Here is a 26,867-nt window from a genome sequence, read left to right on the forward strand (position 1 = left end):
AATAAGCTCAAAATAATTATCATGGCAAATCAATATGATGCAATCGTAGTCGGCTCTGGAATCAGTGGCGGCTGGGCTGCGAAAGAACTTACAGAAAAAGGACTCAAAGTCCTTCTACTCGAAAGAGGTCAAAATGTAGAACACATAAAAGATTACAAGACAGCAACACAGGCTCCTTGGGAGATTCCTCACAGAGGAAGAAGAACTATCGAAATGATAGAAAATCATCCTAATCTCAAAAGAGACTATGTCCTCAACGAGCAAAATCTAGATTGGTGGGCTCATGAATCAGACTCACCATATGTTGAGAAAAAACCTTTCACATGGTTTAGAGGAAATGTAGTAGGCGGAAGATCCTTGCTATGGGGAAGACAAAGCTACCGATTAGCAAATCTAGATTTTGAAGCCAATCTTAGAGAAGGTATTGCAGTAGACTGGCCAATCAGATACAAAGACCTTGCGCCTTGGTACAGTTATGTAGAGAAATTTGCAGGAATATCTGGCTCAAAAGATGGTATCCCTCACCTTCCTGACGGTGAATTCCAAAAGCCAATGGATATGAATTGTGTGGAAAAGGATGTCGCTGCTAGAATCAAAGCAAAATATGGTAATGCCAGACATATGACTATTGGTAGAGTGGCCAATATCACCGAGCCACTACCTGGAAGAACCAATTGTCAATACCGAAATAAATGCTGGCTAGGATGTCCTTTTGGCGGCTATTTCAGTACTCAATCTTCTACGCTGCCAGCAGCTATGAAAACTGGTAATTTGACTTTGAGACCTTACTCAATAGTAACCAAACTACTATATGATAAAGACACCCAAAAAGCAACTGGAGTAGAAGTCTTGGACGCTGAAACCAAAGAGGTGATTGAGTTTAATTCTAAAATAGTATTCTTATGTGCTTCCGCTATAGCTTCCGCAGCAATTTTGATGCGCTCAGCAACTGACGTATGGCCGGAGGGATTAGGGTCGAGTTCTGGAGAACTAGGTCACAATATCATGGATCACCACTTTAGAGTTGGAGCCAATGGCACCATGGAGGGTTACGATGACAAATATTATTTTGGTAGAAGACCAAATGGAATCTACGTTCCTAGATTCAGAAATATCGGAGATGACAAAAGAGACTATCTGAGAGGCTTTGGCTACCAAGGAAGTGCTTCCAGAGCAGGGTGGAGCAGAAATGTAGCAGAAATCAATTTTGGAGCCTCTCTCAAAGAAGCTTTGAGTGAACCAGGACCGTGGAGTATGGGTATCACTGGCTTTGGAGAGATTCTCCCATACCATGAAAACAAGATTTCACTCAGCAAAACTGTCGTTGACAAATGGGGACTTCCAGCACTTGAAATGGATGCAGAAATCAAAGAGAACGAGAAAAAAATGCGAGTAGACATGATGAATGATGCCGCAGAAATGCTCGAAGCGGCAGGCTTGAAAAATGTCAGGACCTTTGATTCAGGTTACACATTCGGTCAAGGCATCCATGAAATGGGAACTGCAAGAATGGGACGTGACCCAAAAACTTCAGTCCTAAATGGAAACAACCAAGTATGGGATGCTAAAAATGTATTTGTCACAGACGGAGCTTGTATGACCTCCGCTGCTGCACAGAACCCATCTTTGACTTATATGGCCTTAACCGCAAGAGCAGCAGCATTTGCAGTGGATGAACTCAAAAAAGGCAATCTCTAATCTTTAAAGAAAAAATTATGGCAATGAACAGAAGAGACGCAATTAAAAGTTTTGCCCTAATGATGGGCGGAGCCATGGTTGGTGCCAATGTAATATTAACAGGATGTAGCCCTGAAGACCAAATAGTTGGTCTTGAGTTTACTCCTGAGCAGATCGCTTTTTTGGATGAAATAGGAGAAGCTATCATTCCTACTACTGATACTCCAGGTGCCAAGGCTGTTGGAATTGGTGAATTCATGGTGATGATGGTCAAAGACACCTACAATGGAGACCAGCAATCAACATTTATCTCAGGACTGAATAGCCTCAAAAAAGACTTCAAATCTGCTAATGGCAAAGATTTCATGGAAGCAACCATCGAGGAACGTACTGCTTTTCTAAATGAAATGAACCAGAAAGCTATGCAAAGTGAAGACAGGGAACCAAGAGTCATCGGGATGCTCAAGGACCTTACCGTTTTGGGATATTTCACATCTGAGATTGGCGCTACGCAACAGCTAAGGTTTGTTGAGGCTCCAGGAAGATATGATGGCTGTATGGATTACCAAAAAGGTGATCGCTTATTTGCATTATAATGATTCAACATCAAGGGAGACTGTATTAGGTCTCCCTTCAGCTTTAAAAACCTCACACCTATGAAAGATAGAAGAAAATTCATTCAACTTACAGCTGCCATGAGCATGGGAGCCATTTTACCTTTACAGTTTTGTAGTCCAAAAAAAGAAAGTGACAGCAGCTCTCAGGAAGCCGCAATTGGACCTTTGGAAGGGAGCTTGGGAGCCTTTGGATTACAGTTATGGTCTGTCAAAGAAAGTATGTCTGAAGACCCAATAGAAACCATAAAGAAAGTAGCTTCTTTTGGTTATTCACAGATCGAAGGCTTCAACGGAGGTAAAGGGATTTTTTGGGGTATGAAGAACACTGAATTTAAAAGCATAATGGATGATCTTGGGCTAGATTTTTTTGCTTCCCATACCAATACATTTGAAAACCTAGAAAAGCAAGCAGCAGAAGCTGGAGAAATAGGTATGAAGTACCTGATTAATCCTTATGTGGGACCTCAAAAGTCTATGGATGACTTCAAGCGCTTGGCTGATGATTTCAATAAGCATGGTGAAATTTGTAAGCAAAATGGGGTTCGTTTTGCCTATCACAATCATGGTTATACTTTCGAAGAACTAGAGGGTCAAATACCTCAAGAATACTTAATGGAGAATACTGATCCCAACTTAGTAGATTTTGAATTAGATCTGTATTGGGTCTATACAGCTGGACATGATCCTATCAAATGGCTAGAAAAATACCCTAATAGATTCCCAATAGGGCATGTAAAGGATAAAGACGGTGATGTTGAAATTTCAGATCCGAAAGGCTCTACTATTTTAGGCACTGGAGTTTTAGATTTTCCTGCAATTTTGGGAAAAGGAAAAGACAATGGAATGAATTACTTCGTAGTGGAGCAAGAACGCTTTGAAGGAACTTCTCCAATGGAAGCAGCTGAAAAGAATGCTAATTACATGAAAAACCTTAGCCTTTAAAAACAACAAAGCCCCTGAAAAAGGGGCTTTGTTGTTTATTAACCGAATTAATACTCAATCTATCAATTCAGACTTGATGTTTCGAGAAGTATATATCAGCAGGTAGATAATTAATAAAAGTATGGCTAAAGCGGCAATTTCAAATTGAGCCCATATCCTTGATCTATTGACTACTTTTTCTGAATTATCAGCTAACCTTCTGCCTTCTTCAATTTGTATTTGAGATAGTTTTTCCAAATCATTTATAGCACGCTCAATATGCTCATTATAAATATGTACCTGAGTGGTATTGATACCAGCCTCCTCAGAGTAAAGTGATTCATAATCATTGATTCGTAACTTATTCATGATTATCTCTTTGAAATCTGTCAGGAACTGCTCTTCTGCGACTGTTAGATTGGTCCTCTCAAATGTCTCAACAGTTTTCAGAATTTGGTCTTCATAATCTTCGATCTCCTCCAACACGTGAGAATAATCACTTTCTTCCCAGCAATGATTTACCAATAATTTAATTCGGAATAAATTTTCAGAAATAGAAAATATATAACTTTCAACCACCAAACGATCCTCATACACTGAAATAAAAGAAGCTTCAAGTTCATTGAAGTTTTTCCTATCTAAGATATTTTTTCCAAAAATAACTAACAATAGAAAAGTTAACACTATGGCTGCCTTAAGTTTGTTTGTTAAAGATTTTGGGGGTTTCATAGTCTCTTCAATTTGGGTTTTTTCTTGAATACGAACGCAAAAATCTACTAGATTTTATTACTTCTGAAAGAAAGTAAAAGAAAAGTTTAAAACCAAAAATCACATACAGATTGAAGGATAAATATCCCCTATATAGCTTATAAAAATAAAAAAACCTCCATCACGGAGGCTTAGTGATCCTGTCAGGACTCGAACCTGAAACCTACTGCTTAGAAGGCAGTTGCTCTATCCAGTTGAGCTACAAGACCTTTTGTTTAATTTCTATTCCCGAACTCAAACTGAAACCTTCCCGATTAGGTCGGGATGCGCTATCCAGCTGAGCTACAAGACCTTTTATTTAATTTCTATTCCCAAACTCAAACTGAAACCTTCCCGATTAAGTCGGGATGCTCTATCCAGTTGAGCTAAAAGACTTTTTGTTTAATTTCTATTCCCGAACTCTAACTGAAACCTTCCCGATTAAGTCGGGATGCGCTTTCCAGTTGAGCTACAAGACCTTTTATTTAATTTCTATTCCCGAACTTTAACTGAAACCTTACCGGTTAAGTCGGGATGCGCTTTCCAGTTGAGCTACAAGACCTTTTGTTTAATTTCTATTCCCGAACTCTACCTGAAACCTTCCCGATTAAGTCGGGATGCTCTATCCAGTTGAGCTACAAGACCTTTTATTTAATTTCTATTCCCAAACTCAAACTGAAACCTTCCCGATTAAGTCGGGATGCGCTATCCAGCTGAGCTACAAGACCTTTTGTTTAATTTCTATTCCTGAACTCAAATTGAAACCTTCCCGATTAGGTCGGGATGCGCTATCCAGCTGAGCTACAAGACCTTTTGTTTAATTTCTATTCCCAAACTCAAACTGAAACCTTCCCGATTAGGTCGGGATGCGCTATCCAGCTGAGCTACAAGACCTTTTGTTTAATTTCTATTCCTGAACTCAAATTGAAACCTTCCCGATTAGGTCGGGATGCGCTATCCAGCTGAGCTACAAGACCTTTTGTTTAATTTCTATTCCTGAACTCAAATTGAAACCTTCCCGATTAGGTCGGGATGCGCTATCCAGCTGAGCTACAAGACCTTTTGTTTAATTTCTATTCCCAAACTCAAACTGAAACCTTCCCGATTAAGTCGGGATGCGCTTTCCAGTTGAGCTACAAGACCGGTAAAAAGGAAAACCTCCAAAAGGAGGTTTATTGTGATCCCGCTGGGGCTCGAACCCAGGACCCATACATTAAAAGTGTATTGCTCTACCAGCTGAGCTACGGAATCATATTTTTGAATTTTCTGGTCTTTTACCAGAATTTATATTCTCCATTCAAATCAAATGGAGCACTTTTTCAAAAATGCTCCATCGTCAAATAGACTCTCTAATGTGATCCTGTCAGGACTCGAACCTGAAACCTACTGCTTAGAAGGCAGTTGCTCTATCCAGTTGAGCTACAGGACCTGGATACTTATTCTAAGTACTTCAATTAAATTCCTAAAAGGAAAGTGTCGGGGTGGCAGGATTCGAACCTACGACCTCCACATCCCAAATGTGGCGCGATACCGGGCTACGCTACACCCCGAACATTAATTTTTCAACTCCTTACGTGTTGACTGAAGATTCAAAGGACAATGAATCTTGCTGTGATCCCGCTGGGGCTCGAACCCAGGACCCATACATTAAAAGTGTATTGCTCTACCAGCTGAGCTACGGAATCTTATTATTTCAAACTTCTAAGTAGTTTTATAACTTAGATTTTTACGCTTTTTGATTTGTTTTTTCTTAAATCATTGCCGTAATTGGACTGCAAATTTAAGCGGACTATTTTAAAATGCAAAACTCAAAGGCAATCTTTCTGACAAAATTTATAATATTTTTATCGGTTATTTTACAAAGCTTTAATTGTCAAGCCAATACAAGCAGCCTCAAAAAAGCAGATTCTTTGTTTATTTCAAAAAACTACCAAGAAGCAATGGAAATCTATGAATCCATGCTTCTTGAAGCAGAATCTTACTCTCCTGCTATGTTATTGAAAATGGCATTTGTGGCTGAAGGAAGGGGAGATTATGCCAATGCGAGCTTCTATTTAGCAAAATATTATGACATCAACCCAAACCCCAGAGTTATCTCCAAAATCAAATCGCTGACTGACCAATCAAACTTGATTGGCTACGAATTATCGGATTGGGACAGGTTCTTTAAATTTGCCTCAGATTTACAACAAGAAATCACAGCTGTATTTAGCCTATTTGTCTTGATCAGTATCATTCTGTTGCTAATTTTCAAGGAAAAAGCAAATCAACCCAAGTATTATATACCTGTATTACTTTTTATATTCCTTGCTTTTATGTCCAATAACTTCCTACAAGAATCCTCAACTGGAATTGTGACAGGTAGCCCAACCATAGTCATGGATAAACCGACGGCTGGCGGGAAAATGATCCAAAATGTTGACCCCGGTCATAGAGTCATCATCAAATCATCAAAGGACATCTGGTACGAGGTAAAATGGGGGAATAAAAATGCTTTTATCAAAAAAGCAAGTATCACCAAACTTTGAGACTTAAAACTCTAAAGGATCGAGATTTTTAAAGTGACCATTCATTTTAATCTTCTCCTTAGCTTTCTCCACTTCTCGCATCACAGGAATCACCTTGGTAAGATGATTAATCAAAAAAATTGTTCTATCAGATTCTCTTCGATGCTTTAAAAGTTCATACTCTTCTTCTAATGTAAGACCTATCTTATGTGCAAATGTGAAAGTATTCACAGCTTCTACCGAAACCTCAACCTGATAATCGACCAATCTAAAGAATTCTTTGAGATAAAAAACAAACTCTGCATGGGCTGATTTTGAAACGTGGAAATCATTTTCAAACAAGACTACTTCCCCTCCTGCATAGAGCCTGTCTTGAAAGGGATTTTCAAACCGGATCATCTCATAAACTCGATTCACGGTAGTTTTTATATCCATCCTACCATCATCGTAGACTTTCGAAATTTCCTTAAGCTTAACCTCAGCCCCTAAAGGCATCAATTTGTCCATATAAACCGATATACCAAATCTTCCATCAGCCTGATCAATATCGGTAACAAGCTGTCTATACCTTGGCTCAAAAATATGAAGGTTAAGTTGCTCTCCAGGAAATGCAACTAGCTTAAGGGGAAAAATGGGAATGGTCTCGGTCATCATACACTTTCAACAGTATTTGACCATTAAAAGTTATCAAAACACTCAACCTTCATCTTCTTCCAGCTCTTCTTGCAAACTCAATATCTGTGCTGGTGACATATACAGATCTCTAATCTTATTTCTGTATTTTTCATCAAAACCTTCTTGATTCAAAATGTAATTTTTTACTGTCAGGATTTGATGTCCCATACCACAGGAAATAGCATAGGTGTCAGCTGCGATTTCAGCCTCTGTCAGCCTTTTATTTGACATCATATACCTCATCCCAAAATGCATCATATTGACCGTGCTCCTGTCCTTATAATCCATGATATGACCCAGCTCATGTCCTATCCATCCCACTAAAGCATCATGTGGCACATTTTCTATGGCTAAGATCTCATCTCCTAGGTCTAATTCTCGAGTAATCTTGATCCTATATTCTCTTTTCTCCTTGCCTGTAACCAAAAGCGTCAAGACCCTTGGCTGCGCCTGCATGACAGCTCCATTAATTCTATCTTTGAATTCAAAATCAATCCTTACTCCAGCTAGTTCCGGAAAGTAGGCTAGCGCTTCCACGACCGCATCCTTGATCTCCCAAGGGATGGTTTTGTTATCCACTTCAAATTTCTCTTGCTTATTCTCTTCAAGTGAATTTGAGCTCAGACTATCAGCTGGTGTTAGTAACAGAAGTAAGGGGAGGATTAAATTAAGCATGGTAGTGTTTTTCTGTAAAGTCATATTATAGCAAAAAAGTTATACAATTCCAAAAATAACACAGGGGCCAAAATAAAAATCCCCAGAATATTCTAACCAATCACCTATACAGTTGTATTGATTAGAGTCTCTGGGGACTTCTATATATTTTAAAATTAAGGTCTATTACTTACTAGCAATGTAAGCTAAAAGATCAACAACCTTATTAGAATAGCCCCACTCGTTGTCATACCAAGAAACAACCTTCACGAAAGTATCGCTCAATTGTATACCAGCGTCTTTGTCAAAAATAGAAGTTCTGCTATCTCCATTGAAATCGGTAGATACGACTGCATCTTCCGTGTATCCTAAGATTCCTTTCATGGTAGTTTCAGATGCTTCTTTCATCTTAGCGCAGATTTCCTCGTAAGATGCACCTTTTTTCAGTCTCACAGTCAAATCTACAACAGATACGTTTGGAGTAGGTACTCTAAACGCCATACCTGTCAGTTTACCATTCAATTCTGGGATTACCTTTCCTACTGCTTTGGCTGCACCAGTGGAAGATGGAATGATGTTTTGAGATGCCCCTCTACCACCTCTCCAGTCCTTTGCAGATGGACCATCCACCGTTTTTTGAGTGGCTGTCGTCGCATGCACAGTCGTCATCAAACCTTCCTCAATCCCCCAGTTATCATTCAATACCTTGGCTATTGGAGCAAGACAGTTGGTAGTACATGATGCATTAGATACAAAGACCATATCAGGTGTGTAAGACCCTTCATTTACACCCATTACAAACATTGGCGTATCATCTTTGGAAGGTGCAGACATGATCACTTTCTTGGCACCTGCATCAATGTGACCTTGAGCAGTTTCTTTTGTCAAAAATATACCAGTAGATTCTACTACATAATCAGCACCTACTTCACCCCACTTAAGGTTAGCAGGACTTTTTTCAGATGTTACTCTGATTTCATTGCCATTGACGACCAGCTTCCCGTTTTTCACTTCTACTGTACCGTCAAACTTGCCGTGCGTAGAATCATACTTCAGCATGTAAGCCATGTAGTCTACATCAATCAAATCATTGATAGCTACAACTTGTACATCACCTCTTTGCTGCGCAGCTCTGAAAACCAATCTACCGATTCTTCCAAATCCGTTGATTCCAACTTTAATTTTGCTCATAGTTATTATATATTTATTGTTTATAGGTTTGATTACAAAATAATTTGAATCAAAATTTTAAAATAATTCTCCACTTAAACACATGTTTTAGATGTGATAAAATTACCAATAATATCTCTGCTACCCAAATTATCCATCATCCTCCAAGTGAGCATTTTGGAAAAGTTGATTTTACAATCGATTTCGAAAAATAATATTTTCTTGTCCACACCTAATTTTCAAGAATCATCTTCAAAAATCAATGACTATTCATTTATCCACTTAGGCGAGTATATACATGTAGATATCATCAAAGAATTCCTTAGAAAATATCAGATAAAGTTCACCCAAGTATAGAAAAGGAACTTGAAATACCCCACTATATTAAAACAAAAAAGGCTGTCCAAAAGAAGACAGCCTTTCTATCATATAATTAGCTAATGTTAAGCTATTTTGGATAAAATTGCATTCAATGTTCTGGATGGCCTCATAACAGAAGATGTTTTCTCTTCATTTGGCTTGTAATATCCACCGATATCAACTTTCACTCCTTGTGCTTCATTAAGTTCAGTCAGGATCTGAGCTTCCTTATCCTTCATTTCTTTGGCAATAGGCCCAAACTTAGATTTCAACTCAGCATCTTTATCTTGTGCAGCCAAAGCCTCCGCCCAATACATGGCTAAATAAAAATGACTTCCTCTATTATCCAATTCTTTCACTTTTCTAGAAGGAGATTTATCCTCTTCTAGAAACTTACCTGTAGCTTGATCCAAAGTCTCGGCTAGAACTTTCGCCTTTTCGTTTGAAAATGTAGCTGACAAATGTTCTAATGAAACGGCAAGTGCTAAGAACTCCCCTAAAGAGTCCCATCTTAGGTGATTTTCCTCCACCAGTTGCTCCACATGCTTTGGAGCAGAACCTCCAGCACCAGTTTCAAATAATCCTCCCCCATTCATCAACGGCACAAAAGAAAGCATCTTAGCGCTAGTACCAAGTTCCAATATTGGGAACAAATCTGTCAGATAATCTCTCAGCACATTTCCAGTAACGGAAATAGTGTCTTTCCCTGCTTTGATTCTCTCTAAGGAAAATCTGGTAGCCTCCACTGGTGACATGATATGAATCTCGAGTCCTTTGGTGTCGTGGTCTTGGAGATAAGTATTGACTTTCTTAATCAATTCCCTGTCATGCGCTCTATTTTCATCTAACCAAAAAATGGCAGGATCTCTAGTAGCCCTTGCTCTATTTACTGCCAACTTTACCCAATCTTGAATGGGTGCATCCTTGGTCTGACACATTCTCCAAATATCTCCTTGCTTCACTTCATGGCTGATCAGTACCTGATCACCTGACACTACTCTCACCACCCCATCAGCTTCTAATTCAAAGGTTTTGTCATGTGAGCCATATTCCTCAGCCTTTTGAGCCATCAAGCCTACATTTGGAACAGAGCCCATAGTTGCTGGGTCAAATGCCCCATGCTGCTTACAGAAATCTATAGTCTCTTGGTAAATCCCTGCATAAGATCTATCAGGTATGATTGCTTTGGTGTCTTGTTGCTTGCCAGCTTTATTCCACATCTGTCCAGATGTTCTGATCATTGCTGGCATAGAAGCATCGATGATCACATCTGATGGAACATGAAGATTGGTAATACCCTTGTCAGAATTTACCATTGCCAAATCTGGCCCCTCTCCTAGACAAGCTTCAATATCTGCCTCTATAGCTGCTTTTTGATCAGCTGGTAATGTGCTGATTTTAGAGATCAAATCTCCAAAACCATTATTAACATCAACACCAAGATCTTTAATTAATTGTGCATACTTTTCAAATACAGGAGCAAAAAACACCTTGACTGCGTGACCAAAAATAATAGGATCAGACACCTTCATCATGGTAGCTTTCATATGAAGAGAGAATAACACTCCTTCTTTCTTAGCTGCTTCTTTTTGAGATTGTAAAAAAGCTACAAGTTCGCTGATGCTCAGGACAGAAGCGTCTATAACCTCACCCGATTTCAGCGCTAGGCCCTTTTTGAGCGGCTTTACTTCTCCAGTAGCACTTACAAACTCTATATCGACACTAGTAGCCTTGGCTACAGTCACTGATTTTTCACTACCATAAAAATCCCCTTGACTCATACTGGCCACATGAGATTTAGAATCAGCAGACCATGCCCCCATGCTATGCGGATTCTTCTTTGCATAATTTTTAACAGCCAAGGGAGCTCTTCTATCTGAATTACCCTCTCTCAAAACTGGGTTTACAGCACTTCCTTTGACTCTGTCATATCTTGCTTTGATATCTTTCTCTTGATCTGTCTTTGGATCATCTGGATAATTGGGCAAAGCGTAACCTTGCGCCTGCAATTCCTTAATAGCAGCTTTTAACTGAGGAATAGACGCACTGATATTCGGCAATTTTACAATATTGGCTTCAGGAGTTTTAGCAATCTCTCCTAATTCTGCCAAGGCATCATTAATTTGCTGTTCAGGTTTTAAAAAGTCTGGAAATTGAGAAATAATCCTACCCGAAAGTGATATATCTCTGGTTTCTACTGCTACACCAGCAGAATCAGTAAAGGCCTTAACAATAGGCAATAAGGAATAAGTAGCCAATGCAGGCGCTTCATCTGTCAGCGTATAGAGAATCTTAGCTGTTTTCGTGGTCATCTTTTTATATTTAATATCAAATAGGTTTTACTATAAAAAAGCAATCCTACAGCTTTTCTTATCAGAAAAACGGTCTATTGCTCAAAATTCGGGCTAAATTAAATAAAATATCCCAGTTTCAAAGGGCGAAGCAATTAAGCGAAAAAGGCAAAAGCCTAGATTTACCTTACTAAAGATATTTTATCCATTGATCTGAAAGTCATCAGCATCTTTCCATGCTGGAAACTTCCGTCTAAAAGAACTCAATTCTTGCTTATTTAATTCCACCACGAGAATCTCTTCTTCGTTTTCACTGAAAGCCAGCTGATTTCCTTTGAAATCATAAGCACTGGTATGACCTGAGAATGGAATTCCATGGCCATCTTTGCCGATTCTGTTGACACCAACACTATAGCTGAGGTTCTCAACTGCACGTGCTTGTAGCAATATATCCCAAGCAGCTATGCGCGGTGCTGGCCAGCTCGCTACATAAATGCACAGGTCATATTCCATTTCTTCTCCAATCACTCTATTTCTAGACCAAACAGGGAACCGCAAATCATAGCAAACTTGAGGTAAAATTTTCCATCCATTCAACTCAAACACAACTCTATTAAGCCCCATATCAAAAGAGGCATCTTCATCTGCCATTCTAAAAAGATGCCTTTTGTCGTACCACTGTATTTTGCCAGATGGCTCTACCCAAAGCATTCTATTATAAAATCTCCCCTCATCCTGAATGATCACACTTCCTGTCAATACCATTTGCTTCTGAGCTGCCATTTGCTTCATCCACTTACAAGCTGTGTGATTCATGGGCTCAGCCATCTCTGCTGCATCCATTGTAAAACCTGTAGAAAACATCTCTGGTAGTACTACCAAATCTATATCTTGATCCAAATCCCAGATTTTTTCTTCCAGCATGGCAAAATTCGCCACCTTATCCTTCCAGTATAAGGCTGTTTGAACTAGGGCTAATTTTAGAATATTTGAATCCTTCATTGTATTCATGTCTCAAATGAAAAAGCCAACAGGGCATGTTGGCTAGAAATATTATTTCAGAGGGTAGATCATACGGTAGTCAGTTGGCACACGCCCCTTACTCACCTCAATCAACTTGCTCTGTACCAGTCTTTTTTTCAAACCTTTGAGATAATCTACAAAAAGTATCCCTTCCAAATGATCATATTCATGCTGAATCACGCGTGCTGTCATTCCTGAAAACTCCTCTTCTTTCAAATTCCAGTTTTCATCATAATATTCTATGGTAAGCTTCTCAGGCCTGATAATCTCGGCCCTTACATCAGGAATACTCAAGCAGCCTTCCTCAAATCCATAATTATCCCCATATTCATCCAAAATAATTGGGTTGATAAACGCTCTGCGAATTCCCTTTTCTGAATCATCCTCATCTAGCATCAAAGAGCTATCGATTACAAAAAGTCTAACTCCCTTATTGATTTGGGGTGCTGCTAGTCCCACACCATTTGCATGATCCATGGTGCTATACATATCTTGAATCAGGCTAGCGATATCTTCACCCTCCTGAATCTCTTCTGCTTCTTTTTTTAGTATTGGATTTCCGTATGCGACTATCGGATATATCATAATTGCTCAAGGTATGTCTGTAAAATGATTGCGGCACTAATTTTATCTAAGTTGCCAGCTTTTTCTTTTCTATCTTTTTTCTTACTCCCCATGGCAATCATGCTTTGCATGGCCATTTTAGAAGTGTAACGCTCGTCCACCAAGACTAATTTCTTGTCAGGAAACAACTTTGAGAGTCTACTTTTCAAACTGATTACCCTAGGTGTCATTTGATTATCAGTTCCGTCGAGTGACTTTGGATAACCAAGAACTATAGTCTCCACATCTTCTTTTTGGAAGTATTGAGTGAGATAATCTGCAAGCTTACTCGTTTCGATTGTTTCTAGGGGATTTGCGGTAATTTTCAATATATCTGTAACTGCCAGCCCCGTCCTTTTAGTTCCCAAGTCAATCGCTATAACTCTTCCCATCAGTTGCTATGAATTTGTTTTTTAACTTTTCTAAGCACCTCTATTTCCAATTGAACAGCTTTCGGAAAAAGCAATTCATCTTCAATCGTCGCATGAATTATCAGCTCTTTTTCAAAATTTTGCAACTCATTGTATAAAATCTTCATACTTAAAGGCGCCTCTTCTGGCAAAAAATATCCATTGGTCAACTTTCTGATCCCCACCATTTCATCATCATGATCTTCATGCGCATGAGCCATAGAGGCTATTGGACTTGACTCTAATATTTTCAAAGCATCAACGGTAGCAAATTGACCCGATTCAATGTCTTGAAGGAGTTTGATTCTCTTGAAGACCCTACTTTCCTCTTCATGTATGTGATGGATAAAATCTTCAACAAATAAAGGAAACATGATCTTAAGATCTGCTAGAATACCAGCATAATCCCCCGACACTTTGATCCCCCCAACCATGTTAGACAAAAAGGGTAGCTCTTGTCTTACAAAAAAATAATGCTTCTTTTTCAAATAAGCCAAGAGTACTTCAATGGGATGCAAAAAGAGCTCCTCTTTGGTTGGCTCCTTTATCAATGCCCAAGCTTCAAGTTCTTCTATCAAATGATTTGGGTTTACCTTGAATTTATCGCACACTTCTTGCAATGAACTTTCTTCGTATTGATAAAAATCAATCCCAAAATAATGTAGGACAGCCGCAAAAACATAATTATCGGAGACGAGATCTCTGATTGGTTTATTCTGCATTTTTTTTGGATCCAACATAAAAACAAAAGTAAGGCATTTTGAGTGAAAATGCCCGAATTCTTTATCTAAATTGAAATTGTTACGTTTATCAAAACGTTATGGAAACAAATACTGTTAAATAGTATATTTGAAGAATTTCCAAAAAGTAAGCATAATCAATAACCTGAGGATATCGTGAGCGAAATTAAAAACACAAAAGCACAAGTAAGACTTCCCATCATTATAGCCCTTGCTATATCAGCTGGCATTTGGGTCGGAGCTACTTTTGCAGAACCCAAAAGTGACAGAAATGACCTCAAAGCTGCTATCTACAAGCTTCAAGAGATCATCACATACATCAACAGAGACTATGTTGACAGTGTCAATACCAATGAATTGGTAGAATTTGGTATTGAGAAAATACTTGAAAAGCTTGATCCCCACTCCAGCTATATTCCTGCAAAAGACGCGGCATTGGCCAGGTCTCAGTTGGATGGTAATTTTGATGGCATAGGAGTAGAATTTGGTATCATCAGAGATACAATCTACGTGGTAGCTCCATTGACTGGTGGTCCTTCTGAGAAGCTTGGAATTCAATCAGGCGATCAAATCATCAGTGTAGATGGCAAAACTGTTGCAGGCACGGGTATTACCAATAGAGATGTATTTGACCTTTTAAGAGGCCCAAGTGGCAGCACAGTAAATGTTGAGATAAAAAGAAAATCACAAAGAGACTTGCTCTCTTTTGATATTGTAAGAGACAAAATACCGCAATATTCGGTGAATGCTTCCTACATGATCAATGATGAAATCGGCTATATCAAAGTCACCAGATTTGCAGCGACCACTTATGAAGAGTTCAAGAAATCGGTAGCCGAATTGCGTGAGCAGGGCATGAAAAAGCTGGTATTAGACCTACAAAGTAATCCTGGTGGCTACATGGGCGCTGCGATCAATATGGCAGATGAAATCCTAGGTAGCAATGCAGTGATTGTCTCTCAAGAGGGAAAGACCAGCCGCTTCAGTCAAAAAGCCTATGCAGTAAGACAGGGGATTTTCGAAGATGGATCTGTGATAGTCTTGATCAATGAAGGCAGTGCATCTGCATCAGAAATCGTAGCAGGAGCCATCCAAGATAATGACCGTGGCTTGATCGTGGGAAGAAGGTCTTTCGGAAAAGGACTGGTTCAGATGCCAATTGACTTATCTGATGGAGCAGAACTAAGGTTGACAATTGCTAGATACTATACACCCTCAGGCAGATCTATTCAGAAGCCTTATGGAGAGGAAGATGATTACAGTTTAGATTGGATCAAAAGATTTGAACATGGTGAATTTTTCTCCGCTGACAGTGTCAAATTCAATGACAGCTTGAGATATGAGACAGTATCTGGAAGAGCTGTTTATGGTGGAGGAGGCATTATGCCAGATTTCTTCGTACCGCTTGATACTACCATGTCATCTGCCTATGTCAATAGACTTTTCAATTCTGATTCTGCAAGGGAATTTGTACTAGATTATCTCGATAAGAATAAGAAGAAATTTGAAGGTATGTCATTTGAGGATTATTATTCCAAGTATCAAGTTTCAGACGCTATGCTTCAGGAATTGATCAAGGTAGGAGAAAAGAATAAGGTTAAGTTCGACGAGAAAGATTACAAAAAGTCGAAAGATTATCTCAAAGTATTGGTAAAAGCTAATATGGGGAGAAACTTATTTGATGACAATGCCTATTATAAAGTCATCAATGATATCAATGAAATCTATTTACAAGCCATCAAGTTATTTGATGAAGCAGAAAAGTTGGCCTTTGCTGGGAAAGTCAGTCAACAGGAATAAATGAATCAAAAAGGGGAGTCAAATTTGACTCCCCTTTTATTTGGATTGAAATCCTTAAATTAGCATTGAAATAAGAAACAAGCCTGGCGCAAACCCAAAATGAAAAAATTTTCCTCAATCCTATTTTTGTCAATACTCCTATTGCTAATGAATCATTCAGTAAAAGCACAAGCTAAAATCACCCACATCGCTGTCTATGTAAGTGAGCTCAATAGAAGCTCGGAATTCTACCGTGATGTTCTAAATTTCAAGGAAATAGAAGAGCCATTCAAAGATGGGCTGCATGCCTGGTTTGATATTGGCAATCAAGTACAATTACATCTAATTGAAGCAGAATGGGAGCCAGTGACCATCAATAAAATTAATCATCTTTGCTTCAGCGTTCCAAATATGGATGATTTCATTACAATCCTTCGACAGCATCAGGTAGAATTTGAAGATTGGCCTGGGGAGAAAAATAAAATCACTATTAGGCCAGATGGTATCAAGCAGATATATCTCAGAGATCCAGATGGGTATTGGATAGAGTTCAATGACGAATATTAAAAAAGGAGGCAATTGCCTCCTTTTTTAATTTAATTAATCTTGGTACAAGGTAGACGGCCAGGTATCATTTCCTGAATTGACATCTGTGATGACTTTGTCAGGATCAATTTCTACTTTGACTACTTTCTTATCTACCTTCATCAGATGCTGCCAGGTGTTTCCCTTGAACCATATCTCAACTGGAAGTTCACGTCTTTCTTTAGACCCATCTTCATACGTGATTTCAAAATTCACTGGCATTGGCATATCGCCTTTGTTGGAGAATACTACCACATAATTTGCTCCATATGGATAAACGCCTTCAACAGCAAGGTCAATATTAGCATTGCTATAGAACCAACCTTTCCAAAACCAATCCAAGTTTTCACCAGTTACGTTTTCCATGTGATTGAAGAAGTCAGAAGGTTGAGGGTGTTTGTAAGCCCAAGTTCTGATATATGACTTGAAGGCTCTATCAAACCTTTCATGACCCAGTATATATTCTCTTAACATCATCAATCCTAAGGCTGGCTTCATATAAGCCACCATACCAAGGTTATTGGACTGCGTACGATCTGGGTGTGTCGCTATAGGTTCTCTATTTTCACTTGTCAACCAACCCACATATTTCCTAGTCTGGATCAAGTCATTGGTATATTCACCATCATTGAAAGCCAAATAGCTGTAATAATTGATAAAGGTATTGAATCCTTCATCCATCCAAGCATGCCTTCTTTCATTAGTACCTACTATCATTGGGAACCAGTTATGACCAAATTCATGATCAGTCACACCCCAAAGGGATTCACCTTTGGATCTGTAACTACAGAAATTCAATCCAGGATACTCCATTCCTCCTATATCTGCAGCTACGTTTACAGCTACAGGATAAGGATATTCGTACCACATCTCAGAATAATGCTCCACAGATGCTTTTGAATACTCCGTAGATCTACCCCAAGCTTCTTGACCGTCGCTTTCTTGAGGATAGACAGATTGTGCCATTGCCTTTTTACCACTTGGAAGATTGATTCTAGCTGCATCCCATATAAATGCTTTGGAAGAAGCAAAAGCTATATCCCTAGAGTTATTCATTTTGAAATGCCAAGTGAGCTTTCCTTCTTGCTTAGGTCTAGTCTTAGCAACATCTCCTACCTCAGCAGGCTCGATAATATAAACTCTCTCGTCACTTTCAGACGCTTTTTTCATTCTATTTTGCAATTCCCTAGGAAGAACCTGATTTGGGTTTTGCAATTCTCCAGAAGCTACCACGATATGGTCAAATGGCACAGTCACTTTATAATCAAAGTCTCCATAACCCAAATAAAACTCACCTGCTCCCAAATATGGATCTGTATTCCAACCTGTCACATCATCAAACACTGCTACCCTAGGATACCACTGAGCAAGTGCATAGATGGTTCCGTCCTTCACATCCAATCTACCCATTCTATCCATCCCTTTGACAGGGATTTTATACTCAAAATCCATGGATACTGTAGCTACTCCCCCATTTGCTGGCAATGGCTCTGCAAAAACCACTTGCATGCGCGTGTCATTGATCAAATAATCACTACTCGTCGGTCTGTTTTTTCCTGTTAACTGAGCTTTTACATTTGAAACTTTGTATCCACCATCTGTATCTCCACTATATCTATTCCCTTGTACTGGGGTTGTCAAGGTGCCTCTAGAATCTTCCGTAAATCTATTTTGCTCTAAATACAGCCATATAAAATCCAAAGATTCTGGGCTATTGTTAGTGTAGGTAAGTGTAAGACTTCCTTTGATCAAGTGATTCTCTTCATCAAGCTCTACATTGATACTGTAGTCAGATTTGTTTTGCCAATAGCTAGGTCCAGGCTTTCCAGAAGCAGTTCTATAAGCAGAGCCTTGACGATAGCCAAATTCAGTAAAAACCCCATCCTTGTTGTCCTTCACTACTTGCGCATCTGATGTCCAGATACTACCAAAAGTTAAAAAGGCAAATAATAGCCCCCTAATACTCATTTTCATATTTTGTGGATTATATTGATTTATTCGGCTAAAATAATGAATCAAAACCTAAGAAAAAACTAACCAAATATTCTGTTGGTTTCCATTTCTTAAAGTGACAAATCCCTTACATTATTTGCATCACTGAGATTTTAGAATCTATTTTGCTCCTTATTTTAAACCAACCGTACAAAACATAAAGTCTCCATCAAGTCAATTATGAAGTGGACTTACTAATTCACATGCTACCATGACGATTGAGAGACAAAATCAAACACATGAAAAAAAGATTACTACTACCCGCTTTATTACTTGGCACTTTACAAGTAATTGCAAATCAAGACAGCGTGACCGTTGATCTCGGTGAAGTGATTATCAAAGAGAATAGAATTGAGATTCCTTTCAACAAAGTCTCAAGGAATATATCAATCATCAGTAGAAAAGATATAGAAACTACCCCTGCCCGAAGTCTTCAAGAAGTGCTTTCATTTACTCCGGGAGTAGATGTCAGGCAGCGGGGTGTGACAGGTGTACAAGGTGACATTGGCATCAGAGGTGGTGGTTTTGAGCAGACCCTCATGTTGATCAATGGCATCAAGCTAACTGATCCGCAGACAGGACATCATATCATGAATATCCCTGTACCACTGCAGGCTATCCAAAGGGTCGAAGTTATGAAAGGTCCAGGTTCAAGGATTTTTGGACAAAATGCTTATGCTGGCGCTGTGAATATCGTCACCATGCTGCCAGAAGAGAGGAGTCTAAATCTTCAATCTTATGCTGGAGATTTTGGCATGAAAGGCATCAGTATGGTCTCTTCACTACCAGTAGATTTACCATTTGGTAAATACAAGCAAACGCTATCCATCTCTCACGACGCATCAAATGGTCATTGGTACAATTCTGACTATAAAGTCACCAATGTATTTTATGAAGCGGGAATGGATCTCAACGAGAAAAATGAAATCAGAGCGATGGCCGGGTACACTGATAGAACCTTTGGTGCTAATGGCTTTTATACCGATAGATTTCCTGATCAATGGGAAAGCATTCAGACATTCCTTGCATCCATAAGTCATACTTATGATCACAATGACATTTATATACAAACAAGGGCTTATTGGAGACAAAATACTGACGAGTTCAGGTTGAGAAGAAATGAACCTGAATTTTTCACCAACAACCACGTCTCAGATGTACTAGCTTTAGAGGTAAATGGAAGATATCAGAGCAATTTCGGAACGAGTGGTTTTGGAGTAGAAGGAAGAAGTGAAAAGATTAGCAGCACTAATCTAGGGGACAGAGAGAGGGCTTTTCTTGGCGTTTTCGCGGAACACAGGATTGAGTTTTGGTCTGATTTTGACTTCAGAGCAGGGGTGTATTCCAACTACTATGATGAATATGGCTGGAGACATTTCCCAGGTGCGGAATTAGGATACCAACTTACCGATCGTTCTAGGTTCTACACCAACTACGGCGCAAGCTATAGAATCCCATCATTCAATGACCTCTATTATGAAGATCCAAGTAATGTATCTAACCCCAACCTACTTCCTGAAGAAGCGCAAAGTTTTGAAGTAGGCTACAAATACTTCAACAAAAGTGTGCGATTTGAATTGGTATACTTCAACAGATACACCAAAAATCTGATAGACTGGAGCAGGGCTCCAAGCGATGTTAGCCCTAATCCAAACAGATGGACACCAAGCAACATCTCTGAAGTAACTTTTCAAGGGATAGAGACTGGTATTCAATATGCCTTAAATCTTGGAGGCAAAAACTTCAAAATCAGAGAAGCATCATTTAGTTACAATTTTATTGATGCCAATTTGCAGCAAATCCCGGGTATAGAATCAAGAAATACTTTAACGGCACTGAGACATCAAGTGATCGGTGGATTTCAAGCTGAATTTTTCTCAAACTTCGAAACAAACATCAAAGCTAGATACATAGAAAGAATGGCCTTGGATCCATATTTCTTACTTGACATCAGACTTGATTATAACAGGCTCAAAACATTCGGCCTATTTGCAGAAGCTTCTAATGTGACCAATGCAAATTATATTGAAGCTGGATTTGTACAAATGCCTGGCAGGTGGTTCAGAGCTGGCATCAACCTCAACCTTTTCAAATAAAATAATCAAGGCCCGAGCATAAGAATTCTCGGGCCTTGATTATTATCAGCCTAATCCTCTCAAAAAGAATACCCCAAAGTCCACTCCATATAATCGGCTCTCCCACCGTGTGCTCTCAAAGTAGCCGCCGCCAACCAATTTTTCGTCAAGTGATATTTTAAACCGTACCTTTGATAAAATAGGTTATGATCAGCCCTTGGTCGCTTCAGGTAAGTGGCAAACTGTGTCAAGAAACTGAGCTTATTCATATGGAACTCATGACCCATAGCAAAGCCCGTTCTCCATCTTACAAAGTCTCTTTCCTCTCCAGAAGATTCATTGACCGCCATATTCTCCCTTACATACCCTCTATTATAATCCAAATCTAAACCCGCAGTCCAAGAACCAATCGGAGAATACCTTAAAGCTGTCGTGTAATTTGCTCCATAGGCAGGAAATACAGCAAAATCTAGCGCTCTGATACTTTTCACCCCTGAACGTAGCATGAAAGTATGTGTAAACCTTCCAATTTCATAAGCAAGATTCTTATGGTTAAATCTTTTATATATCTCAGAACTTTCTTCGGAAAGCTGATAACTCAATCCCGCTCCAAAAAAAAGTATATTCAAACCTGAATTGGGCAATTTGCGCGCCGCATTGCTGATATGGGTTATTCCAGTTTGAAAATTGAGGTCAAACTTATCACTGAGGTCAAAGCTATAGATCAACTGAGCTTCTCCTAAATAATTCACATTAGAACCTATTGCCTTTTGGAGTTGATTATTGATTGGGTCAAATGGATTGGTCACATAAGCTAAACCCAGTGAAATTCTAGTAGAAAGCTCATTACTCCCCCATCTACCAAGAGTTGGCTGCAAAAATCCACTGATAGAATAGGAACGTCCTGTGTCTCTATTATCGTGATTGATATATGTAAGACTCATACCTGCAAGAGGATGCTTCAAATGATCGTGATATTCCTTTCCCTTGAGCCGGGATGCATAATCAAGTTTAAAAAGAAATGGATACCCTTGCACCTCTCTTACATCAGAATTGTGAGCGACAGTATAGCCTTGAGAAGCTTGAAATTGAAGGTAACTTTGAGAAAACACCCCCCCACTTAAAAACCATAAAACCAATATTGCTATTAAGCAAAATTGCCGCTTATACATCATATGAACTCTCCTTACACAAAACTAAGATAATCAAACCTTGCAATTATTACGGAGATTCACAAAGATTGTTGATGGGGTACATGAGCAATTCAATAAAATAAAAATATGTAATATGCATATCCGCAATTAGACAACTAACCAATTATGATTAAATCCTAGTTCAACCCGATACTAATAGATATTGGATACTCATTGATATTGGTTTGAGATCATAGGCTTTTTCCAATTTTAAGGTTGTACTGACAAGAAATCGGAAATCATGTTATCTAAATGTAGCATGGCATAAATCAAAAAAAGCCTCTTTCTTGAGGCTTTGTGTGGGAGTTGAGGGATTCGAACCCCCGACCCTTCCGATTTTAATCGGAATGCTCTTAACCAATTGAACCCTCAGACAAGAGAGTCTCTATTCGTTTTCTACTTTTCCATGACTTAACTTGTCTCTCCCTAAAATAGGCTTCTTCCTTAGTGTCAAACTCTTCAAAATAAGCAAGTTCCCAGTCTGCGGTACTCCCAGTGAAACCTTTATGTTTAGAGTTGTGACGCCGTACTCTTTCTATTAGACTATCACAACTGTGCCCTAGATAATACCGATCCCTTGATCTTGAATACAATATGTAAAAATAGCATGGCATAAATCAAAAAAAGCCTCTTTCTTGAGGCTTTGTGTGGGAGTTGAGGGATTCGAACCCCCGACCCTTCCGATTGTAATCGGAATGCTCTTAACCAATTGAACCCTCAGACAAGAGAGTCTCTATTCGTTTTCTACTTTTCCATGACTTAACTTGTCTCTCCCTAAAATAGGCTTCTTCCTTAGTGTCAAACTCTTCAAAATAAGCAAGCTCCCAGTCTGAGGTACTCCCAGTGAAACCTTTATGTTTAGAGTTGTGACGCCGTACTCTTTCCATTAGACTATCACAACTGTGCCCTAGATAATACTGATCCCTTGATCTTGAATACAATATGTAAAAATAGCATGGCATAAATCAAAAAAAGCCTCTTTCTTGAGGCTTTGTGTGGGAGTTGAGGGATTCGAACCCCCGACCCTCTGCTTGTAAGGCAGATGCTCTGAACCAACTGAGCTAAACTCCCATTATCTTTATTTACTCTTACTGATTCGAACTCCCGACTCTTCCGATTGTAATCGGAATGCTCTGAACCAACTGAGCTAAACTCCCATCATCTTTATTTACTCTTATTGATTCGAACTCCCGACTCTTCCGATTGTAATCGGAATGCTCTGAACCAACTGAGCTAAACTCCCGAGGGAAAATAATTTAAATCTAATGTGGGAGTTGAGGGATTCGAACCCCCGACCCTCTGCTTGTAAGGCAGATGCTCTGAACCAACTGAGCTAAACTCCCATTATCTTTATTTACTCTTACTGATTCGAACTCCCGACTCTTCCGATTGTAATCGGAATGCTCTGAACCAACTGAGCTAAACTCCCATTATCTTTTTTACGCTTATTGATTCGAACTCCCGACTCTTCCGATTGTAATCGGAATGCTCTGAACCAACTGAGCTAAACTCCCATTATCATAACAGCCGTTGCTGTCTTAATGGATTGCAAAGGTAGATTTTAATTCTTTTCGCACAAACAAAAACTAAAAAAAAACAAGCTGATCTAAATTAATTGATTGATAATGAACAATAAATTATTTAAACAAAGAATTGACTCAGGTCTTCTCTAAGGAAATCAAGAAAAGACCTGAATCAAAATTTTTAAATATCAAACTTAATCCCTTGCGCCAATGGCAAAGCTGTACTGTAATTAATCGTATTGGTCTGACGACGCATGTAAGCTTTCCATGCATCTGAACCCGATTCTCTACCACCGCCAGTCTCTTTTTCACCACCAAAAGCCCCTCCTATCTCTGCTCCTGAGGTACCTATATTCACATTGGCGATTCCACAGTCAGATCCTGCAGCTGATAGAAATGCCTCAGCCTCTCGCATATTGAGGGTCATGATTGCGGAAGACAATCCCTGAGGAACTGCATTCTGCATTTCAATCGCTTGATCTAAAGTTTTATACTTCAATAAATACAAAATTGGAGCAAAAGTCTCTTGTTGCACCATTTCAAAATGATTCTCTGCTTCGATGATACATGGCTTTACATAGCATCCCGATTCATATCCTTCGCCCTGCAACACTCCTCCTCGTACCAATTCCTTCCCTCCTTCTGATTTGACTTTTTCAATTGCAATCAAATACATCTTGACTGCATCCTGATCTATCAGCGGACCAACATGATTCTTTTCATCAAGAGGGTTTCCAATGACCAACTTACCATAGGCTGCAACAAGTCTGTTTTTTACTTCATCATATACACCCTCTTGCACTATCAATCTTCTGGTAGTCGTACAACGCTGCCCTGCTGTACCCACCGCACCAAATAAGGCTCCACGGATAGCAATATCCATATCGGCATTTTCAGTCACAATGATGGCATTATTACCACCCAATTCCAGTAGCGACCTTCCAAGTCTTTGACCTACTGCTTGCGCTACCAGCTTACCCATTCTCGTCGAACCTGTTGCTGACACCAATGGTACTCGGTGATCTTTTGACAAGTATTCACCTACTTTATAATCGCCTACGATAAGGGCAGAAATACCCTCAGGTAGACTATTGTCTGACAACACTTTGGCTATGATATGCTGACAGGCAACACCTGATAGCGGAGCTTTCTCAGATGGTTTCCATACACACACATCTCCACATACCATCGCGATCATGCTATTCCAGGACCAAACTGCTACTGGGAAATTGAATGCTGAAATAATCCCAACAATTCCTAATGGATGCCACTGCTCGTACATTCGATGTGAAGGGCGCTCCGAGTGCATGGTAAGACCATATAATTGTCTCGAAAGACCTACAGCAAAATCACATATATCGATCATTTCCTGCACTTCACCGAGGCCTTCTTGATAAGACTTACCCATTTCGTAAGATACCAACTTACCTAAGTCAGCTTTGACTTCTCTCAATGCATTGCCTATTTGTCGGACAATTTCTCCTCGCTGAGGAGCAGGAATCTCCCTCCACTTCTTAAATGCCTCTTGCGCCTGAACAATCACTCTTTCATAAGCTTCTTGATCCGTCAACTGCACCTTGGCAATCAACGCGCCGTCTGCAGGAGAATAAGAACTTATATATTCCTTTCCAGTATCAACCCATTGATTTCCAGTACTTGTACCAAGATTTTCCGCTTTGATTCCCAGCCTCTCCAAAGCTGCTTTTATTCCATATTGATCTGCCATATATTTGAGTTTCCTATGCTTTGTATCATGGTAAAACTAGTAAAATTCTGAAAGGATTTGGTAATCCTACAAGTAGAAAAAAGATCAATTTTGAAGAGTTTGTAGATTTAGACCCCAAAATCATGCTTAAGTATATTTAAAGCTATCTTTTCAAATCCACGGCATCCAAATACCTTTTAAGCCCAGGGCTTGGGCTGAGCCTATATATAAAATTGACCCTATAATTGCCCGTCATTAAGGTATTGTCGAAATCTGAATTTCGAATCATATTGACCCTATTGTGCACATAATTAAAATTCACAGACCATTTTTCAGAATTGTAACCAACAAAACCCCTTAAAAATAGATTTGAGCTAAATCCCCATCGGTTACTTGCTCCTTCATTAAAAACTAGCCTTTGCTGACCTAAACTAAGATTGGTAGACGCATATCCCGTGATAAAAAAATGCCTCAGAATCACAAAAGTATGCACATATCCCGCATTCGGACCAAACTGAAAGAAATTGGCTTGGTTGAAATTCCGACCCGGATCATCCAAAAATCCAATGGGGAAAATTGGTCGATCATCTATGGCTGTACCTCCATAAATCTCAAAACCAAGTAATGGACTACCACCGGATTTGACCTGCCACTCATTTTGCAAAAAAGCAGCTCTTAAAGATATTTTATCGCCATTAAATAAATACTGAACGTTGGCTCCATATTTCCTGACTCGCATCGTTGGACTTACATAGAAAGGCATCCCTGAACTATGATCCTCAGCTAAATCAACATAATACCCCCTGTAAAATTGCCCAAATAAATCAATGACAAAATTCTTAGGATAAGCATGCACTTGAAGATCTAGGTACTTGGTATCACCTGTACCCCTGTCAGGATTCAAAAACCCCCAGCCATACGCAAGATTCAATGTAAGTCCATTATAAGTCGCACCAACCCCCATATTGAGAGTTGAGTTAGGTTCAAAACGAATCCTCCTATCGGACAACCTATCTTTTACTTCAAAAGCCGTATACTTCCTCGATGCATAAAGCCTAGTTGTCAACTGATCCGGAAACTTTATATAATACACAGAATCTAATGATTCATTTTGCATAGCAAGCGCATCCTTTCCCATGATGACGAGAAAAAAAATAAGTAAACTTGTTTTCACCTTTATCATTTTCAAAGCGCAACCATTAAACAATGAATTTTATCATTCCCAATTACCTTAACACGAATTAAAACAAAAAATCCTGCCAAAGCAGGATTAATTTGAAATGAAGGTCAGAAAAAACAATTGTCATTATAACCTTCATCTCTTACTTCTATCAAAAGTCTTTAGCAAAAAAAGTTGCTTAATCACCCGATACAAATATAGAAAAGAATATCCCATAAATGCAAAATTAAATTCATGGAATTTTTTGGTTTAATATTAAAATAATATCAATGCAAAAATTAACAAGGTTATTAAAATACAATTTATCTCATTGGTCTTGACTTAACCTTAATAAATAAAACTTCCAATACACCCTATACATGGTTTCCTAAAACATATATTAAAATTGATTATAAACCCAAAATCATTAAATAAGCCCAAAATTCACAAACAATTATATT

22 protein-coding genes and 9 tRNA genes are annotated in these 26,867 nt (G+C 39.0%); 7 read left to right on the plus strand and 24 right to left on the minus strand.

The features are described from left to right. Positions 1 to 21: 21 nt before the first annotated feature. The 3 genes from BW935_RS11960 to BW935_RS11970 are packed head-to-tail and all read left to right on the plus strand — an operon-like array spanning position 22 to position 3,236. Positions 22 to 1,698, plus strand: a complete 1,677-nt coding sequence (locus tag BW935_RS11960; RefSeq protein WP_076501782.1) for a GMC oxidoreductase — start codon at positions 22 to 24, stop codon at positions 1,696 to 1,698. A gap of 17 nt (positions 1,699 to 1,715) precedes the next feature. Continuing rightward, positions 1,716 to 2,273, plus strand: coding sequence for a gluconate 2-dehydrogenase subunit 3 family protein (locus BW935_RS11965; RefSeq protein ID WP_076501784.1), 558 nt, complete (start codon positions 1,716 to 1,718; stop codon positions 2,271 to 2,273). Between the two features lie 60 nt (positions 2,274 to 2,333). Further along, positions 2,334 to 3,236, plus strand: a complete 903-nt coding sequence (locus BW935_RS11970; RefSeq protein ID WP_076501785.1) for a sugar phosphate isomerase/epimerase family protein — start codon at positions 2,334 to 2,336, stop codon at positions 3,234 to 3,236. A gap of 54 nt (positions 3,237 to 3,290) precedes the next feature. Here BW935_RS11970 and BW935_RS11975 read toward each other — a convergent pair whose 3' ends face one another. The 6 genes from BW935_RS11975 to BW935_RS12000 form a co-directional block, all read right to left on the minus strand. Then, the gene (locus BW935_RS11975) at positions 3,291 to 3,944 is read right to left on the minus strand and encodes an MCP four helix bundle domain-containing protein (protein ID WP_076501787.1); all 654 of its coding nucleotides are present in this window, start codon (positions 3,942 to 3,944) and stop codon (positions 3,291 to 3,293) included. 174 nt (positions 3,945 to 4,118) lie between these two features. Continuing rightward, positions 4,119 to 4,192 (minus strand) — tRNA-Arg (locus BW935_RS11980). Positions 4,193 to 5,140: 948 nt separating this feature from the next. Then, a tRNA-Lys gene (locus BW935_RS11985) sits at positions 5,141 to 5,213 on the minus strand. 104 nt (positions 5,214 to 5,317) lie between these two features. Then, positions 5,318 to 5,391 (minus strand) — tRNA-Arg (locus BW935_RS11990). A 47-nt stretch (positions 5,392 to 5,438) separates the two neighbouring features. Beyond that, positions 5,439 to 5,512 (minus strand) — tRNA-Pro (locus tag BW935_RS11995). 62 nt (positions 5,513 to 5,574) lie between these two features. Beyond that, positions 5,575 to 5,647, minus strand: a tRNA-Lys gene (locus BW935_RS12000). Positions 5,648 to 5,872: 225 nt separating this feature from the next. On the opposite strand from BW935_RS12000, the gene BW935_RS12005 reads away from it, so the two are divergent. After that, entirely contained in the window at positions 5,873 to 6,490 is a 618-nt protein-coding gene (locus BW935_RS12005) for a tetratricopeptide repeat protein (protein ID WP_245802692.1), read from the plus strand. A 3-nt stretch (positions 6,491 to 6,493) separates the two neighbouring features. Here BW935_RS12005 and BW935_RS12010 read toward each other — a convergent pair whose 3' ends face one another. From BW935_RS12010 to BW935_RS12050, 8 genes are all read right to left on the minus strand, one after another. Beyond that, entirely contained in the window at positions 6,494 to 7,123 is a 630-nt protein-coding gene (locus BW935_RS12010) for a peptidase (RefSeq protein ID WP_245802693.1), read from the minus strand. Positions 7,124 to 7,165: 42 nt separating this feature from the next. Next, positions 7,166 to 7,819, minus strand: a complete 654-nt coding sequence (locus BW935_RS12015; protein WP_076501909.1) for a hypothetical protein — start codon at positions 7,817 to 7,819, stop codon at positions 7,166 to 7,168. Between the two features lie 165 nt (positions 7,820 to 7,984). Further along, complete coding sequence (gene gap, locus BW935_RS12020; protein ID WP_076501790.1) at positions 7,985 to 8,989, minus strand: type I glyceraldehyde-3-phosphate dehydrogenase; 1,005 nt, start codon at positions 8,987 to 8,989, stop codon at positions 7,985 to 7,987. Between the two features lie 422 nt (positions 8,990 to 9,411). Then, positions 9,412 to 11,640, minus strand: coding sequence for an NADP-dependent isocitrate dehydrogenase (locus BW935_RS12030; RefSeq protein WP_076501793.1), 2,229 nt, complete (start codon positions 11,638 to 11,640; stop codon positions 9,412 to 9,414). A gap of 180 nt (positions 11,641 to 11,820) precedes the next feature. After that, positions 11,821 to 12,621 carry an amidohydrolase gene (locus BW935_RS12035; RefSeq protein ID WP_076501911.1) on the minus strand — a complete coding sequence of 267 codons (801 nt, stop codon included), beginning with the start codon at positions 12,619 to 12,621 and terminating at the stop codon, positions 11,821 to 11,823. A gap of 51 nt (positions 12,622 to 12,672) precedes the next feature. Further along, positions 12,673 to 13,227 (minus strand): peptide deformylase, encoded by a 555-nt coding sequence (gene def, locus BW935_RS12040; protein WP_076501795.1) that lies wholly within the window; start codon positions 13,225 to 13,227, stop codon positions 12,673 to 12,675. Then, entirely contained in the window at positions 13,224 to 13,637 is a 414-nt protein-coding gene (gene ruvX, locus BW935_RS12045; RefSeq protein ID WP_076501797.1) for a Holliday junction resolvase RuvX, read from the minus strand. Before ruvX ends, def begins: the two co-directional genes overlap by 4 nt. Further along, positions 13,637 to 14,395, minus strand: coding sequence for a hemerythrin domain-containing protein (locus BW935_RS12050; RefSeq protein WP_076501798.1), 759 nt, complete (start codon positions 14,393 to 14,395; stop codon positions 13,637 to 13,639). The genes ruvX and BW935_RS12050 overlap by 1 nt, the downstream gene beginning before the upstream one ends. Positions 14,396 to 14,551: 156 nt before the next feature. Between BW935_RS12050 and BW935_RS12055 the strand changes: the two genes are divergently transcribed. Next, the gene (locus tag BW935_RS12055) at positions 14,552 to 16,195 is read left to right on the plus strand and encodes a S41 family peptidase (RefSeq protein ID WP_076501800.1); all 1,644 of its coding nucleotides are present in this window, start codon (positions 14,552 to 14,554) and stop codon (positions 16,193 to 16,195) included. A gap of 147 nt (positions 16,196 to 16,342) precedes the next feature. Beyond that, complete coding sequence (locus tag BW935_RS12060; protein WP_139325546.1) at positions 16,343 to 16,741, plus strand: VOC family protein; 399 nt, start codon at positions 16,343 to 16,345, stop codon at positions 16,739 to 16,741. 33 nt (positions 16,742 to 16,774) lie between these two features. Here BW935_RS12060 and BW935_RS12065 read toward each other — a convergent pair whose 3' ends face one another. After that, on the minus strand, positions 16,775 to 18,727 hold the full coding sequence (locus BW935_RS12065) for a M1 family metallopeptidase (protein WP_139325548.1): 1,953 nt from the start codon (positions 18,725 to 18,727) through the stop codon (positions 16,775 to 16,777). 263 nt (positions 18,728 to 18,990) lie between these two features. On the opposite strand from BW935_RS12065, the gene BW935_RS12070 reads away from it, so the two are divergent. Beyond that, positions 18,991 to 20,847: a TonB-dependent receptor plug domain-containing protein gene (locus BW935_RS12070; RefSeq protein ID WP_076501805.1), complete on the plus strand. Its 1,857-nt coding sequence runs from the start codon at positions 18,991 to 18,993 to the stop codon at positions 20,845 to 20,847. A 59-nt stretch (positions 20,848 to 20,906) separates the two neighbouring features. Here BW935_RS12070 and BW935_RS12075 read toward each other — a convergent pair whose 3' ends face one another. The 9 genes from BW935_RS12075 to BW935_RS12115 all read right to left on the minus strand — a co-directional run bounded on the left by BW935_RS12075 (position 20,907) and on the right by BW935_RS12115 (position 26,421). Then, on the minus strand, positions 20,907 to 21,938 hold the full coding sequence (locus tag BW935_RS12075) for an acyloxyacyl hydrolase (RefSeq protein ID WP_175606669.1): 1,032 nt from the start codon (positions 21,936 to 21,938) through the stop codon (positions 20,907 to 20,909). Between the two features lie 388 nt (positions 21,939 to 22,326). After that, positions 22,327 to 22,387: transfer RNA gene (locus BW935_RS12080), tRNA-Leu, on the minus strand. Next, entirely contained in the window at positions 22,373 to 22,633 is a 261-nt protein-coding gene (locus BW935_RS12085) for a GIY-YIG nuclease family protein (protein ID WP_076501808.1), read from the minus strand. Before BW935_RS12085 ends, BW935_RS12080 begins: the two co-directional genes overlap by 15 nt. A gap of 41 nt (positions 22,634 to 22,674) precedes the next feature. Beyond that, positions 22,675 to 22,735: transfer RNA gene (locus tag BW935_RS12090), tRNA-Val, on the minus strand. Next, positions 22,721 to 22,981, minus strand: a complete 261-nt coding sequence (locus BW935_RS12095) for a GIY-YIG nuclease family protein (protein ID WP_076501809.1) — start codon at positions 22,979 to 22,981, stop codon at positions 22,721 to 22,723. Before BW935_RS12095 ends, BW935_RS12090 begins: the two co-directional genes overlap by 15 nt. Positions 22,982 to 23,015: 34 nt before the next feature. Beyond that, positions 23,016 to 23,090: transfer RNA gene (locus tag BW935_RS12100), tRNA-Val, on the minus strand. 197 nt (positions 23,091 to 23,287) lie between these two features. Continuing rightward, positions 23,288 to 23,362 (minus strand) — tRNA-Val (locus tag BW935_RS12105). Positions 23,363 to 23,723: 361 nt separating this feature from the next. Then, a complete protein-coding gene (gene amaB, locus BW935_RS12110) occupies positions 23,724 to 25,268 on the minus strand; it encodes an L-piperidine-6-carboxylate dehydrogenase (protein ID WP_076501811.1) in 1,545 nt (514 codons plus the stop codon). Positions 25,269 to 25,410: 142 nt separating this feature from the next. Further along, the gene (locus tag BW935_RS12115) at positions 25,411 to 26,421 is read right to left on the minus strand and encodes a DUF4421 domain-containing protein (RefSeq protein WP_245802694.1); all 1,011 of its coding nucleotides are present in this window, start codon (positions 26,419 to 26,421) and stop codon (positions 25,411 to 25,413) included. Positions 26,422 to 26,867 lie beyond the last annotated feature (446 nt).

Source organism: Belliella pelovolcani, from assembly GCF_900156785.1.
In the GTDB taxonomy this organism is placed as follows: Bacteria; Bacteroidota; Bacteroidia; order Cytophagales; family Cyclobacteriaceae; genus Belliella; species Belliella pelovolcani.

Bases quoted from the DNA above. Each gene is read 5' to 3' on its own strand.
- BW935_RS12015 (WP_076501909.1), bottom strand. From the start codon at position 7,819: ATGCTTAATTTAATCCTCCCCTTACTTCTGTTACTAACACCAGCTGAT.
- ruvX (WP_076501797.1), bottom strand. From the start codon at position 13,637: ATGGGAAGAGTTATAGCGATTGACTTGGGAACTAAAAGGACGGGGCTG.
- BW935_RS12085 (WP_076501808.1), bottom strand. From the start codon at position 22,633: ATGCCATGCTATTTTTACATATTGTATTCAAGATCAAGGGATCGGTAT.
- BW935_RS12035 (WP_076501911.1), bottom strand. From the start codon at position 12,621: ATGAAGGATTCAAATATTCTAAAATTAGCCCTAGTTCAAACAGCCTTA.
- gap (WP_076501790.1), bottom strand. From the start codon at position 8,989: ATGAGCAAAATTAAAGTTGGAATCAACGGATTTGGAAGAATCGGTAGA.
- def (WP_076501795.1), bottom strand. From the start codon at position 13,227: ATGATATATCCGATAGTCGCATACGGAAATCCAATACTAAAAAAAGAA.
- BW935_RS12060 (WP_139325546.1), top strand. From the start codon at position 16,343: ATGAATCATTCAGTAAAAGCACAAGCTAAAATCACCCACATCGCTGTC.
- BW935_RS11960 (WP_076501782.1), top strand. From the start codon at position 22: ATGGCAAATCAATATGATGCAATCGTAGTCGGCTCTGGAATCAGTGGC.
- BW935_RS12010 (WP_245802693.1), bottom strand. From the start codon at position 7,123: ATGATGACCGAGACCATTCCCATTTTTCCCCTTAAGCTAGTTGCATTT.
- BW935_RS12050 (WP_076501798.1), bottom strand. From the start codon at position 14,395: ATGTTGGATCCAAAAAAAATGCAGAATAAACCAATCAGAGATCTCGTC.
- BW935_RS11970 (WP_076501785.1), top strand. From the start codon at position 2,334: ATGAAAGATAGAAGAAAATTCATTCAACTTACAGCTGCCATGAGCATG.
- BW935_RS12030 (WP_076501793.1), bottom strand. From the start codon at position 11,640: ATGACCACGAAAACAGCTAAGATTCTCTATACGCTGACAGATGAAGCG.
- amaB (WP_076501811.1), bottom strand. From the start codon at position 25,268: ATGGCAGATCAATATGGAATAAAAGCAGCTTTGGAGAGGCTGGGAATC.
- BW935_RS12065 (WP_139325548.1), bottom strand. From the start codon at position 18,727: ATGAGTATTAGGGGGCTATTATTTGCCTTTTTAACTTTTGGTAGTATC.
- BW935_RS12070 (WP_076501805.1), top strand. From the start codon at position 18,991: ATGAAAAAAAGATTACTACTACCCGCTTTATTACTTGGCACTTTACAA.
- BW935_RS12095 (WP_076501809.1), bottom strand. From the start codon at position 22,981: ATGCCATGCTATTTTTACATATTGTATTCAAGATCAAGGGATCAGTAT.
- BW935_RS11975 (WP_076501787.1), bottom strand. From the start codon at position 3,944: ATGAAACCCCCAAAATCTTTAACAAACAAACTTAAGGCAGCCATAGTG.
- BW935_RS11965 (WP_076501784.1), top strand. From the start codon at position 1,716: ATGGCAATGAACAGAAGAGACGCAATTAAAAGTTTTGCCCTAATGATG.